The sequence below is a fragment of the Streptomyces sp. CA-135486 genome (assembly GCF_050936555.1).
In the GTDB taxonomy this organism is placed as follows: Bacteria; Actinomycetota; Actinomycetes; order Streptomycetales; family Streptomycetaceae; genus Streptomyces.
This window is the reverse complement of sequence record NZ_JBNJMM010000001.1, coordinates 1,660,831-1,674,218: the sequence shown is the minus strand read 5'-3', so window position 1 is coordinate 1,674,218 and position 13,388 is coordinate 1,660,831. Positions and strand designations below refer to the sequence as shown.

At 70.2% G+C, this 13,388-nt stretch carries 12 protein-coding genes and 1 pseudogene; 7 read left to right on the top strand and 6 right to left on the bottom strand.

What is annotated here, in order from left to right; translation table 11 throughout:
* Positions 1–45: 45 nt before the first annotated feature.
* Positions 46–1,065: an NADP-dependent oxidoreductase gene (locus ACQEVG_RS07505; protein WP_432978835.1), complete on the bottom strand. Its 1,020-nt coding sequence runs from the start codon at positions 1,063–1,065 to the stop codon at positions 46–48.
* Between the two features lie 88 nt (positions 1,066–1,153).
* Between ACQEVG_RS07505 and ACQEVG_RS07500 the strand changes: the two genes are divergently transcribed.
* Entirely contained in the window at positions 1,154–1,588 is a 435-nt protein-coding gene (locus ACQEVG_RS07500) for a MarR family winged helix-turn-helix transcriptional regulator (protein WP_432978832.1), read from the top strand.
* 37 nt (positions 1,589–1,625) lie between these two features.
* Here the strand turns inward: ACQEVG_RS07500 and ACQEVG_RS07495 are convergent, their stop codons facing one another.
* A complete protein-coding gene (locus tag ACQEVG_RS07495) occupies positions 1,626–2,327 on the bottom strand; it encodes an SCO2400 family protein (RefSeq protein WP_432978829.1) in 702 nt (233 codons plus the stop codon).
* 142 nt (positions 2,328–2,469) lie between these two features.
* Between ACQEVG_RS07495 and ACQEVG_RS07490 the strand changes: the two genes are divergently transcribed.
* Complete coding sequence (locus ACQEVG_RS07490) at positions 2,470–3,030, top strand: hypothetical protein (RefSeq protein WP_432978826.1); 561 nt, start codon at positions 2,470–2,472, stop codon at positions 3,028–3,030.
* A gap of 155 nt (positions 3,031–3,185) precedes the next feature.
* The gene (locus tag ACQEVG_RS07485; RefSeq protein ID WP_432978823.1) at positions 3,186–4,229 is read left to right on the top strand and encodes a rod shape-determining protein; all 1,044 of its coding nucleotides are present in this window, start codon (positions 3,186–3,188) and stop codon (positions 4,227–4,229) included.
* Between the two features lie 30 nt (positions 4,230–4,259).
* On the opposite strand, the gene ACQEVG_RS07480 is transcribed toward ACQEVG_RS07485, so the two are convergent.
* On the bottom strand, positions 4,260–4,700 hold the full coding sequence (locus ACQEVG_RS07480; protein ID WP_432978820.1) for an Lrp/AsnC family transcriptional regulator: 441 nt from the start codon (positions 4,698–4,700) through the stop codon (positions 4,260–4,262).
* A 70-nt stretch (positions 4,701–4,770) separates the two neighbouring features.
* On the opposite strand from ACQEVG_RS07480, the gene ACQEVG_RS07475 reads away from it, so the two are divergent.
* The gene (locus ACQEVG_RS07475; RefSeq protein WP_432978817.1) at positions 4,771–5,391 is read left to right on the top strand and encodes a LysE family transporter; all 621 of its coding nucleotides are present in this window, start codon (positions 4,771–4,773) and stop codon (positions 5,389–5,391) included.
* A gap of 48 nt (positions 5,392–5,439) precedes the next feature.
* On the opposite strand, the gene ACQEVG_RS07470 is transcribed toward ACQEVG_RS07475, so the two are convergent.
* Positions 5,440–6,687, bottom strand: a complete 1,248-nt coding sequence (locus tag ACQEVG_RS07470) for an MFS transporter (RefSeq protein WP_432978814.1) — start codon at positions 6,685–6,687, stop codon at positions 5,440–5,442.
* A gap of 130 nt (positions 6,688–6,817) precedes the next feature.
* Between ACQEVG_RS07470 and ACQEVG_RS07465 the strand changes: the two genes are divergently transcribed.
* Positions 6,818–7,609 (top strand): VOC family protein, encoded by a 792-nt coding sequence (locus ACQEVG_RS07465; protein WP_432978811.1) that lies wholly within the window; start codon positions 6,818–6,820, stop codon positions 7,607–7,609.
* Positions 7,610–7,768: 159 nt separating this feature from the next.
* Here ACQEVG_RS07465 and ACQEVG_RS07460 read toward each other — a convergent pair whose 3' ends face one another.
* Positions 7,769–9,778, bottom strand: coding sequence for an RICIN domain-containing protein (locus tag ACQEVG_RS07460; RefSeq protein ID WP_432978808.1), 2,010 nt, complete (start codon positions 9,776–9,778; stop codon positions 7,769–7,771).
* Positions 9,779–10,246: 468 nt separating this feature from the next.
* Positions 10,247–10,810, bottom strand: a pseudogene (locus ACQEVG_RS07455) (TOBE domain-containing protein); the annotation flags it as partial.
* Between the two features lie 176 nt (positions 10,811–10,986).
* On the opposite strand from ACQEVG_RS07455, the gene ACQEVG_RS07450 reads away from it, so the two are divergent.
* Positions 10,987–12,261 carry a S8 family peptidase gene (locus ACQEVG_RS07450; protein WP_432978805.1) on the top strand — a complete coding sequence of 425 codons (1,275 nt, stop codon included), beginning with the start codon at positions 10,987–10,989 and terminating at the stop codon, positions 12,259–12,261.
* Between the two features lie 550 nt (positions 12,262–12,811).
* Entirely contained in the window at positions 12,812–13,231 is a 420-nt protein-coding gene (locus tag ACQEVG_RS07445; RefSeq protein WP_432978802.1) for an STAS domain-containing protein, read from the top strand.
* Positions 13,232–13,388: the final 157 nt, after the last annotated feature.

Below are 13,388 nucleotides of genomic sequence, written 5' to 3'. Positions count from 1 at the left end.
GGTTCACCGCGGCTCGCGCCCACGACCGCGGTGGCTGGGAGGAGACTACTGGGCGAGCGAAACGATCATCTTCCCGGTGTTCTCGCCACGCAGCAGACCGGCGAAGGCCTCGTAGCCGTTCTCGATGCCCTCGACGACGGTCTCGTTGTACTTGAGCTCGCCGGAGGCGATCCAGCCGGCGACGTCCTGGACGAACTGCGGCTGGAGGGCGGCATGGTCGCCCACGAGCACGCCCTGCAGGCGCAGCCGCTTGCCGATGACCATGGCGAGGTTGCGCGGTGCCGGGGTCGGCTCGGTGCTGTTGTACTGGGCGATCATGCCGCAGATGGTGGCGCGGCCGTGCACGTTGAGCGAGGAGATCGCGGCCTCGAGGTGGTCCCCGCCGACGTTGTCGAAGTAGACGTCGATGCCGTCCGGGGCGGCTTCCTTCAGCTGCTGCCCGACCGGGCCGTTCTTGTAGTTGAAGGCCGCGTCGAAGCCGTACTCCTCGACGAGGAGCTTGACCTTCTCGTCCGAGCCCGCCGAGCCGATGACGCGGGACGCGCCCTTGAGCTTCGCCATCTGGCCGACCTGGCTGCCGACCGCGCCGGCCGCGCCGGAGACGAAGACCGCGTCGCCCTCCTTGAAGGAGGCGACGTCGAAGAGACCGGCATAGGCGGTGAGGCCGGTCATGCCCAGCACGCCGAGGTAGGCGGAGAGCGGGGCGAGGGAGGCGTCGACCTTGGTGGCGTGCTGGGCGGGCACATCGGCGTACTCGCGCCAGCCGAGGCCGTGCAGGACGTGGTCGCCGACGGCGAAGCCCTCGGCGTTGGACGCGATGACCTCGCCGACCGCGCCGCCGTCCATGGGCCGGTCGAGCTGGAACGGCGGGACGTACGACTTCACGTCGTTCATCCGGCCGCGCATGTAGGGGTCCACCGAGAAGTACAGATTGCGTACGAGGATGCGACCCTCGGCCGGCTCGGACACCGGCGCCTCACGCAGAGCGAAGTCCTCCGCCGTGGGCCAGCCGTGCGGACGTGCGACGAGGTGCCATTCACGGCCAGATGCGGGAAATGCGGACATGCTCGTTCCTCCTAGAAAAGCTTCACTTCTGAAACAACCATGCGCCTCGATATTTTATGTTGTCAAGTATCCGGGTATCCTGGTGCCCATGGCCACACCACGAACAGATCCCCTGACCACCGAAGTCGTCGCGCTCATCGGCACCGTCGTGGCCCGCTACCACACGGAGTACGAGCAGGCGGCGGCCAGGCACTCACTGACCGGGGCGCAGGCGCGGGTGCTCGGGCTGCTGGCTCTGGAGCCCATGCCCATGCGGCGGGTCGCGCAGCAGCTGAAGTGCGAGCCGTCGAACATCACCGGCATCGTGGACCGGCTGGAGGCGCACGGCCTGGTGGAGCGGCGGCCGGATCCGAACGACCGCAGGGTGAAGCTCGCCGCGCCGACCGAGGAGGGAGCCGAGACCGCACGAAATCTGCGGGAATCGCTGAACTTCGCGCGCGAGCCGCTGGCGGAACTCTCCAAGGAGGAGCGGACGGTGCTGCGGGACCTGCTCAGAAGGATGCTGGGCGAGCAGACGCCGTAGCCTCTCGGCCACTCCTGCCCGTCGTATGCACCAGGGGCTAGATGCACCAGAAGAGGAACTGATTGCAGGTCTCGGTGGGGGTGGGGGTCGGCGTCGGCTGCGGGGGCGGCTGCGAAGGGTCCGCCGTGCCCGTCGTGCTCGGCCGCCCGGTGGTCGACGGTTCCGCGCTGCTGGAGGGCTCGCCCGCGGAGGGAGCGGCGGACGGGCCGCCGCCGACCGGTCCGCCGGCCCTCCGCTTCCCGGAACCACTGCCGCCCGGACCCTTGCCGGACCCGGTGCTCGTGGGGTGCGCGGAACTGGACGACGTGACGGCCGGTTCGGTCACCTCGTCGGGACCCGGAGGAGTCACATCGTCGTCCGTCGGCTCCGGAGGGGGCTCCGTCTCGACGCTCGGGTCCTCCCTCACGGCGGTGGCGGCGCCCTCGTCGCCCGGATTCTCCAGGGCCAGCTCGGCCAGGCACAACGCGCCCGCCGCGAGCACCAGGCCGACCGTGCCGAACAGCACCTTGCGGCCACGCCGCTTACGGCCCCGGCGTCCGGCCGGGGGCTTGCGGCGCGACGGGGGCTGACGGCGGGAACGCCGATGGCCCACGGGCTCGGACACCTCGTCGAGTTCGTAGACGTGGTCCGCCGCGGGCGCACTGGGGCTGAGATGCCGCAGCTCCTCGACGGGGGTGCCGCAGCCTGCGCAGGCCAGCGCGCCGTTGAGGTGCCGTCGACACTGGTGGCAGTAATCCATGGCGTCCGCAGGCTATGCGGCGGGGAGTACGAGAGGTGGATGAGATTGTGAGGATGTTGTGCGGAACCTTCACTATCGCGGCGAGTTAGCTTCGTGCGGTTGACGGCGCGTTCGAACCACACGGCCGGGCAGAATGTCGCGCATGACAGCAGCCGCGCCGTTCGGTCCCCTCGACTTCCAGCTGGTGCTGCTGCGCCGGATGGCCGACCATCAACCGGATCTCGTCGAGGACGCCCGCGCGGGACTCGGGGTCTCGGTGGCGCAGATGCGCGAGGCCAACCGCCGCTGGCAGGCGATGGTCCGGGCACCCAGGAGCCGGGGTGCGCTCGCCCGATACCGTTCGGTGCTCGGCGAGCCGGAACGGGTCGTACGGCGGAAGATCGGCGATCTGGAGTGCGACGCACTGCTGTGGCCGCTGCCGCTCTGGCCGGATCTGCGCTTCGAGGTGCTGGCCGCGGAGGGCGGGGCGGTGTGGAACGAGTGGCTGGTCCGCGCCCCGCGGGCGGCGGGGCCGGAGCTGCGTACGGCCGATGATCTGGTGCCGTGGTCCTGCACGGTGGACGAGGTGGCGAGGGCGTTCCCGCCGGCGAGGCCGATGGAGGGCTCGGCGCCGACACGATGGCAGCTGGAGATCACGCTGCCGGGCGGAGAGCGGTGCGTGGCGGAGTTCTGCTGGGGCCTTCTGCAGAGGCGGCTGAACTGAGCGGGCGGGCATGGCAGGCACATGTGCCGCCCCCCGAACGGCTGAACAGATCTGGCGGTGCGTCAGCTCCGTACCCCCGACCGGCTCACCCAGCGCGCGCACCTCCCGTGGCGATCGCACGATGCGAACAAGTACCGCACTCGGGAGGATCCGCCGTGACCGTCAGCCTTGAGCAGTTGCGCCGTTGCCATGTCGCCGTCGACCTGGGAGCAGCGAGGACCAGGGTCTTCGTGAAGGGGGCCGGGCTCGTCGTCGACGAGCCGAGCGCCGCCGCCGTCAACACCCGCACCGGCGCGCTGATCGCGGTCGGAGAGCTGGCCGAGAAGATGACAGGCCGTACGCCCGACTACATCCGCGTCGCCCGCCCCATCTCCGGCGGCACCATCGTCGACATCGACATGGCCCAGCGGATGCTCAGCCACCTCCTCGGCGAGAAGCTCCGCCGCCAGCTGCGCCGCAAACCGCGACTGCGCGCCGCCGCCTGCACCCCGCACGACAGCGACCCGCTCGCCGAGCGCGCCGCCGTCGAGACCCTCGTCGGCCTCGGCGCCCGCCGGGTCGAACTGGTCGACACCCTGATCGCCGCGGCCGTCGGCTGCGGACTGCCCGTCGAGCAGCCCACCGCGACCATGATCATGGTGTGTGGCGCGGCGACCACGCAGGTCGCCGTGCTCTCGCTCGGCGCGATCGTCACCGCCGTGCGGATCCCGGTGGGCGGCAACGCCATCGACCATGCGGTGATCCAGCATCTGCGCCACCAGCACGAACTGATGCTGCCCAGCCAGTCCGTACGCCCCCTCCAACTGGCGCTGCACGGCAACGGCCTGACCCCCCATGGCCCCGCGTCCACCGAGATTCACGGCCGGGACGTGGCCACCGGCCTCGCCCGCTCGGTGCGGGTCGACACCGCCGCCGTACGGAACGCGATCCACACCCCGCTCACCTCGGTGCTCGACGGCATCGGCAAGGTGCTGCGGGACTGCCCGCCGGACCTGGTCGCCGATCTCGCCGACCGCGGGATCATGATGGTCGGCGGAAGCGCGCTGCTGCCGGGCCTGGACCAGATGCTGCGGGATGCGACCGGAATGCCCGTGAACATCGCCGAACGGCCCGACGTCTGCGCCGTGCTCGGCCTCGGCTCGATGCTGGAAGGCAAGATCCAGCCGATTGCCCCCGATCCGCTCGTCGAAGCCGGCTGAGGACGGAACACCGACAGGACTGCGGCACCCTCAGATCGCGGGCGCCCCGGTGGCGGCCCGCAGGGCGATCCGGGTCGATGACTGGGCGACGCCGGCCTCGCGTTTGAGGGTGCGCAGCAGAGCGTCCAGTTCGGCGGGGTCAGCGGCTCTGGCCCGTACGAGATAGTCGTGCGCGCCCGTCACATGGACGACCTCGGTGATGCCGGGCAGCTTGAGCACGACCCGCTCGAACTCCTCGTTCGTCGTGTCGAGCCGGAGCGTGACGTCGATGAAGACGACGAGACCCGCGCGGGTGTCGGCCGTGGGGTCGACGAGGGTGGTGAAGCCGCGGATGACTCCGTCGCGGAGCATCCGGCGTACCCGGTCGGCGGCGGCGTTGGCACTGAGGCCGACCCGGACGCCGAGATCGCGGTACGAGATCCGCGCATCCTGGCGCAGCACACCGAGGATTTCACTGTCGAGGCCGTCCATACCGCGATTGTCGCAGTAAGAGCCGTAATTCGACCGCGTGAGCAGCGGCCGCGGCCCGACAGTGTGCGCCATGAGTGAGATGTGGACGACGGCGATGGCGGGTGCGGCAGCGGGCCTGGGAGTGGCGATGCCCGTGGGGGCGGTGGGTGTGCTGCTCATCCAGCAGGGCATGCGCGACCGCCGCGGTGCGGTGGCCGCCGCGGCGGCGGTCGCCGTCGTGGACTGCGCGTACGCCGCCGTGGCGACCGCGCTCGGCCCCCTCGTCGCCTCCGCGCTCTCCGGCGTCGAGGCCTGGGTCCGGCTGGTGTCGGCCACCGTGCTGGCGGTGATCGCCGTGCGCGGGCTGGTCGCCTCGCGGCATCCGGGACCGGTCGCCGAGTGCGGGAGCGACGGCGCCGGACCGGTGCGCACGTTCACCCGGTACGCCGCGCTCACGCTGATCAACCCCACGACCGCGCTGTACTTCGCCGCCCTGACCACCGCCCAGGGCGCGGCGCTGGTGACCGGCGCGGCCGGGGCCGTATTCGTCGGCGGGGTCTTCCTGGCCTCATTCGGGTGGCAGCAACTGCTGGTCGCGGCCAGTGGTTTCGCGGGCGCACGCATCTCGGACGCCGCCCGCGCCTGGACCTTCCGGCTCGGCTACGGCCTGGTGGCGGTGTACGCGGTCAAGGTCGCGCTCCCGCTTCCCTGAACCACTGCCGATCGGCAGCCGGCGCGAGTGCTGAAGCCACAGCGTCGGCTACGGCGTCGGCTTGCGGGCGTCGTAGCGCGCGAACCCGCGCCAGCGCAGGGCCAGCAGGGAGATCGCGAGTACACAGGCGATGCCACCACCCGTCACCGTCACCGTCGGCGAGGTCAGATCGGCGACGCTGCCGGCCAGGAAGTCGCCGAGGCGCGGGCCGCCCGCGACGACGACGATGAAGACGCCCTGGAGACGGCCGCGCATCTCGTCCGGGGCGGCGGTCTGCAGCATCGTGTTCCGGAAGACCATCGAGACGGTGTCCGCACAGCCGGCGAGGGCGAGGAAGAACAGCCCGAGCCAGAGGTTGCGGGTGAGCCCGAAGACGGCGATCGCGATCCCCCAGGCGCCGACGGCGAGCAGTACCGCAAGTCCGTGCCTGCGGATCCGCCCCTGCCAGCCGGAGAACACCCCGCCGAGCAGCGCGCCCAGGGCCGGGGCGGCGACCAGCAGTCCGGTGGTGCGGGCGTCGCCTCCGTACCAGAGGACGGCGACGGCCGGGAAGAGCGCCCGCGGATGGGCCAGGATCATGGCGCAGAAGTCCGAGAAGAAGGTCATCCGCAGGTTGGGCCGGGTGGCGAGGAAGCGGAGCCCGTCCAGCACGGACGCCTTCTTGGCCCCGGCCGCGCGGTCGGGGCGCATGGAGGGCAGGCGCCACATCGCGTACAGCGACGCGGAGAAGGCGACGGCGTCGATGAAATACGCGGTCTGGTACCCCGCGAACCCGACGATCAGCCCGCCGAGCATCGGCCCGAGCAGCGTGCCCGAGGTCATGGTCATGGAGCTGAGCGCATTGGCTGCGGGCAGCTGCTCGGGCGGCAGCAGCCGCGGGATCATGGCGCTGCGCGCCGGGGAGTTGACGGCGGCGCAGACGGCTTGCAGCGCGACGACGGCGTACAGAAACCAGACGTGCCGGAATCCGATGAACGCCCCTGCCGCGAGGGCGGCGGACAGCACGGCGGACCCGCTCGAACTGGCGAGCCCGAGCGTGCGCCGGTCGACGGTGTCGGCGATGGCCCCGCCGTAGAGCCCGAAGGCGACCAGCGGGAGGAGCGAGCAGAGCCCGACGAGCCCCACGGCGAAGGTGGAGCGGGTGATGTCGTACACCTGGAGCGAAATGGCGAGGGCGGTCATCCCCTGCCCGACCCAGGAAATGGTGTTGCCGACCCAGAGCCGCCGGTAGTCGGCGGAGGTACGCAGTGGCGTGAGATCGGCGAGTATCCGGGGGCGGGCGGTGTCTGTGGGCATGCCGCGCAGTATATGAGCGAGTGCGGAGACGGCCCCTTACATTTTCCGCGCCGCCCCCGGCTCGCCGCGCGCCCCCGCATTCACCCGAATAGCGTGAAAGGGAAGCACCCCCGACCAGGAGGTTCGACCCATGGCCGTTCACCCCGAAGGCACGCCCTGCTGGACCGACGCCATGTTCCCCGACCTGGAAGGCGCCAAGCGCTTCTACGGTGAGCTGCTCGGCTGGACGTTCGACGAGGGCTCGGAAGAATTCGGCTACTACACACAGGCGTACTCGGACGGCAAGGCCGCCGCCGCCGTCTCACCGCAGATGCCCGGTATGGAGGGCACCCCGGCCGCCTGGAACCTCTACTTCGCCACCCCCGACGCCGATGCCACCGCCGCGAAGATACGGAAGAACGGCGGAACGCTCTCCATGGAGCCGATGCAGGTCGGCGAGTTCGGCACCATGGTCACCGCCCGGGACCCCAGCGGGACGTACTTCAGCGCCTGGCAGTCCGGCAGCCACGAGGGCTTCGAGAAGACCGGCGAGCCCGGCTCGTACGCCTGGGCCGAGGTCACCACGCGTGACGCCGACAAGGCGGACGACTTCTTCCCCGCCGTCTTCCCCTTCGAGGTCCAGAAGATGACCGACGACCAGGTCGACTTCGCGGTGTGGAACATCGGCGGCCGGCCGGTCGCAGGCCGGCTCAAGATGACCTCCGACTTCCCGCCGGAGGTGCCGCCGTACGTCAATGTCTACTTCGCCGTGCAGGACTGCGACGACGCCGTCGCCACGGTCAACAGGCTCGGCGGGAAGCTGCACTTCGGCCCGATGGACAGCCCCTTCGGCCGCATCGCCGCGGTCTCGGACCAGCAGGGTGCCGCGTTCTCCGTGATCGATCTGCAGACGACGGTGGGCGACATGCCCCAGTTCACCTGACCGGTTCGCCTGCCTGGTTCATCCGGCCGGTTCACCTGCCTGGTTCATCCGGCCGGTTCACCTGGCGAGTGCGTCCGGAAGAGCACGCGCTGGACGCACGGGGTGAGGCCGCGCCCCGCGGCGGCGCCGCCTCACCTCGTGCGTTCCCCCGGTACCGCCTCACCACAGTGCCGGGTTCGGGCCACCGCGCTCGTCATCCGTCGGCATGATCGGTCTCCCCCACGCGGGGGAGCACCACGTGGCTCGGCAGGCCCGCCCGGGCCGGGGTCGATCCGCCGCGTCGGCGGGGCGCAGCCGGAGCGCGGACTCCTCGGGCGGGCCGTCGGACCCGTCGTCCGCCCCCGACCCGTCGTCGCCGGCGCGTCGCGTGTCGGGCCGCGGATCCTGCCCGTCCCGATCATCGCCGTACGGATCGTCCCCGTACGGATCCTGCCCCTGCTGATCGTCGTCGCGTGGTTCCGGCGTCCTACCCGACACCTCGGGCGGCAACGAGGGCACCGCGGACGTCGGCAGGTTGTTGACCTCCTTGGCCGCCGACCTGCCGGTGTCCGCACTCGGTCTGATCTTGGGGAAGACCGAGGCAACGTTGTCGGTGGCCCATCGCTGCGCCGGCGACCCGTCCCTGACCTTGACGACCACCCTCGACCCGATCTCCGCTGAGGCGGGGACGACGGCAAGACCGTCGTTCCAGCGCGGGATCACATCGCCCTGGATGGTCAGGTCGTAGCGCACGTCCGACGCGTTGACCGCCGACGAGTCCGTGCACGGGCCGAGGACCATCACGCCGTCCAGCGCATGGGAGTTGAGGCACAGGTCGACCGCGGCCGCACTGCGCAGCAGCCCGTCGTTCTCGTACACCCACTCCTGTGTGACGGAGGTCGAACAGTCCGCCGTCGTCGCCTCCGCGCCGAGCTGCGCCCTGCGGTCCCTGATATCGAGGCACAGACCGGTGTCGACATTGCGCAGCCGGGTGCTCAGCGGGCCCGTCGGAAGTCCGGCGGCCGTGGTCGACGGCTCAGGGCCGGGGCTGGACGGTACCCGGGAACCGGGTCCGGGCATCGCGGTGGCGGAGCCGCTCGGGGCGACCGGCCCGGCGTGGCTGCCGTCCTCGGGCCAGAGCGCGATGACGACGGTCGCGACAACGAGCAGACCCGTCACGATCCCGAGGCCGGTGATGGCGGCCCCGCGCCCGCGCTGGAGCAGCGAGGGCCCGCGGACCTGGAAGGGGCTGCCCCGGAAGTTGATACGGGGCAGCGCGCGCGGGCGGCCGCCCCGCGAGTGCCGCCCGGCGCCGCGCACCGCGTTGCGCACACCGGCCGACCGGGCCTGCGAGCGCGCGTTGTTGCGGGCGGGCCGCGAGTCGACGTAGGGCTGGGCGGCCCGGCCGAGCACGCCCTCGGCGAGCAGCAGGGCCAGCCGGCCGTCGACCTGGTTGAGCTGTTCGGCGGCGAAGCGGCAGTGCTTGCACTTCGCCAGATGCATCTGGATGTCGGGTATCAGGGTGCCGCCGCGGCGCAGGGATACGTCGAGGAGACGGCTGTAGTGGCGGCAGTCCTGGTCCGGCGCGGTTTCCAGATGGACCCGCAGGCAGCCCGCGCGGAAGATGTCACGCGCCTGTTCGAGCTGGGATGCCGCGCTACGGGGATCAATGGCCAGCAAACCCGCCGGTACGGATATGCCCTCGGCCTCGACCTCGGCATGCCAGAGCAGGCATTGGGCGGGCCCCGGCATTGCCTGGAAAGCCCGTGCGACGAGGGCGCGATTCTCCGGGATGGTGAACATGTCGACCGGTACCGATCGTCCGGTGTCCGGATTCTGGAGTTCGGACAGCGCGGTGATTCGCTCGTCCGCCGCCCACGTCTTGCCGATTTGACGGGCAGTCACCAGAAGCAGCGGACGAAGAGCGGCCGTCGTACGGGCCTGCCGAAGATTCTCCAACAGCTTGTTGCAGGCGGCCGTGGCGAGCATGGAGGCCGCCTTGACCGAAGGCGTGCAGATCGATGCGTAGTCGAACGCCGGTTGCCAGTGCCTCGCCAGCAGCACTGCTACGGGACGGGCGTCATCCTTCCCCTCGCTGGCCCGCAGTGTCGCGGCGAGACCTTCGTCGGAGTCCTGGGAGCTGAGACCGGCATGAGGAGGGACGGGTCCCGGAGTACGGGGATTCTGCATAGACGTCTATCCATCCAGGGCATTGCGGTGGGGGGTTGAGCGGGGTTCCGGCCCCCGGCCCGGCCTAACGGGACCGAGGATTTCTGTCGCTTGAAAGGGTGCGCACGTGGTCGGTTGGTCTATACCGCAACCTTTTCGAACGAGTGAACAAAAATCACCTTGTTCGGACGGGAGGGAAGCTCACCCTTACACAACTCACAGCCGTGGAACAAGAGTTCCGGAACGGCGACCATTCAGAGCCCTGCAAGAAAAAGGAAAAGGCAGCTCGACTCTTGTTCGGAGTTGGCCGGTTCGCTCGGTGGGGGCAGGAGTGCGCAGCTCACGTCACTGTGTCCCCTTGTCGACCATCGACACAGGACGGTGAGCCTCGACCGTCCCAGGAATGCCTAACATTGCCGACCCACAGGAGATTTGACGTCGAGTCAGTTACTGGTGAGTTTTCTTTTGAAACGACCGGGCACTGTCGGTTCACAGCGTCACAATGACCGTTTCCGTCGCCTTCACACTGATCCATACGGAATCCCGTCGGCGAGGCCCGGTTCGGCGGCGCGACGGCCTCGCCGAAGCCTGCGGAGTGATCTCGGCCACGAGGTCCGGCGCCTGGTGCGAGGCGACCAGAACGCGCAGCCGGCTGCCGGTCGCGGTGATCTCCCGTACGGTGCCCGGCCAGACATTCCGCGGGCTGCCGGTGGGCTTGTCCCGGTGTACGGCGACCGCTTCCGGCGCGATGATCGCGAGCGCCGCGGTGCCGACGGGCAGCGGATCGGCGACGACGAGAATCCCGCCGCCGAGCAGCGCGAGTCCGTCCGCCGTCGCGGTGCCGGGCCAGGCCTTGCGGCCGAGCATCCGGGCGACCCACGGCGAGCGGGAATGGCGGGCCACCTCGGCGGCAGAGCCGCCGTAGCTGCCGAGATGGCTGCGCAGGGCGTGGCGCACATGTGCGGGGTGCGCCTGAGCAGCCGGAGCCGGCCCGGACCCGCGGGACGGGCCGTCGATGCGGCCCGAGAGGTGAGTCGCGGCGGCGAGCGCCCGACAGGGCTACATGGTTGACAGAGGGTCAGGGAATCCCCTGGTCGCCGTATGTCGGGCTGTCATACCGCCACAAACCTGCTAGCTGTGGGCGCAATAGCGAACCGAATATTCCGGGGCAAATGCCCCGGAAGTGCCGGGTTGGCTCGCCCCCTCAGCGCCCTCACGAAAGGTCCGGGATGCCCAAATTTTTCGGCGCCGCCCTCCTCGCTCTTGCCCTGCTGACCGCTTCACCGACCTCTACCGCGGCCCAGGAGTCTGCTCACTCCGGTCAGATCCCCGGCCGGTACATCGTGACTCTCAAAGACACAGCCACCCGCGGGGACACCAACCTGGATGCGGCTGTTGATGCCGCTGTGGAACATGCCGCCACCATGGGTGCGGTGGTGCACCACGTCTACCGCTACGCCCTCCACGGCTATGCGGCATCCATGACTCCGAGCGCCGCAGCCGCGCTCGCCGACGACCCACAGTTTTCGGTGCAGCCCGACCGGATGGTACGAGCCGCCGCCCAGTCGGTCCCGACCGGCGTGGACCGGGTGGAGGCCGACCTGAGCCCCACCGCCGCCATCGACGGCAGGGACACCCGGGTCAATGCGGACGTCGCGGTTATCGACACCGGAGTCAACCTGAACCACCCGGACCTGAACGTGTACAGGGCCGGCGGCAAGAACTGCACGACCCCCCTGCTGCCCTTCCTGCCCCCGCTGCCCCCTGAGGACTACCACGGCCACGGCACCCATGTCGCCGGAATCATCGGCGCCCTGGACAACGGCGCCGGAGTGGTCGGGGTGGCACCGGGCGTCCGGATCTGGCCGGTGCAGGTGCTCAACGCCCTCGGTTCGGGCAGCACGTCGGACGTCATCTGCGGCATCGACTACGTCACCCAGCACGCCGACAAGATCGACGTCGCCAACATGAGTCTGGGCGGCGCGGGCACCGACGACGGCAACTGCGGCATGGACAATGGCGACGCCATGCACGAGGCGATCTGCGATTCGGTTGCCGGGGGCGTCACCTACACCGTTGCGGCCGCCAACGACCACGCCGACGCGAAGAACACCACCCCGGCCGCGTACGACGAAGTGATCACCGTCAGCGCCCTGGCAGACTTCGACGGCAAGCCCGGCGGGCTCGGCCGGCCCACCTGCCGCACCGACCAGGACGACACCTTCGCCGACTTCTCCAACTACGGCGACGACGTCGACCTGATCGCGCCGGGCGTGTGCATCCGCTCCACCTTCCGATTCGGCGGCTACTCCACGCTGTCCGGCACCTCGATGGCAGCACCGCACGTCGCGGGCGGCGCGGCGCTGTACCGAGCTACCCACCCCAACGCGTCACCCCAGGTCGTGAAGGCGGCGCTGCAGGCTGCCGGCAGCGACGACTGGACCTGGCCCTCCCAGGACGGCGACGCCACCAAGGAACGCCTCCTCAAGGTCTCGTCCTTCTGATTCGTCGGACATCGGTCGTGGGCGCGCCCCCATGGGGGCGCGCCCATCCGTGTCACGGCGCTTCTCCAGTGCGCTCAAACCGCTGCCCGACGGCGGACCCGGCGGGCCGGTCCGGGAGTACCCTGGAGATACCGAGAACATTTCGCACACCAGCCGTCAAGCTCGTGTCGTTCTCGGCGAATCACGACACCGGGCCGGCCCATGACCGGCCCGGGGCAGGGTCCGCGTCATCACCGCGAGCGCTTTGAACAGGCCGGCGGTCGACGACCGGACCTCTTCTTCTTTGCGGCTGCGAGTGCCGCGCCGCATGCCGGCGCCGTCCGGCACCTCGTCAGTGCGACGGAGCTGCACACACCGCACCACGCCCGCCACCGTCCAAGCCCTGAGAATGGGCGGCTTCCGGCCGCCCGTCGTACCGGGCGGGGACTATGCTGAGGCGCGGACGTCCCGGACCCCGGCGGCCTGCGGTTGCTCAACACAGATGGCTGCGTCGAGCGGCCCCCGGCACCACCGCACCCGCTGCCCGGATGGACTTCCGAACCGAGGCGCCATGCCCCTCCCCCAACTGAACGTCTACCGTCACGACAGCAGGAAACAGTCGCTGATCACCCTGGCCGGTGAAATCGACCTGGAAACAGCGCCGTTGGTGCGCGAATCGCTGGAGCAGTGCCTGCGCGACGGCATCCGCACCATCGACCTCACCGCTGTCACCTTTTGCGACTGCAGCGGCCTCAACGCCTTCCTCCACGCCTCACAACAGACCGCGGCAGCCGGCGGAGCCCTCCAACTGCACTACCCGACGTTGCTGGTGGCTCGGCTCGTCGATCTCACCGACTCCGGCTTCCTGTTTCTCGACCCCCCGCTCGGAAGCCTGCCGGCTCCGCTCGGGAAGGGACTCACTCCCTCCGTACCAGCCCTGCCGCGTCAGCTTGCTCCGATCGTGCCTGCCCTCTCGGGTGGTGTGCTGTGATGGCCTGGCTCCGGCAGAAGAAGCCGCGTATCCACGACGGTCAAGCCCGGACTCCTTGGCCGGGGTGATGCCTCGAAGCCGGTCGGCCCGGATCCGGGTGCTGGTGGCCGAGCAGGCGGCCCTGCGTGGTGCCCGGGTCGGCGTGGTGGATGTGTGT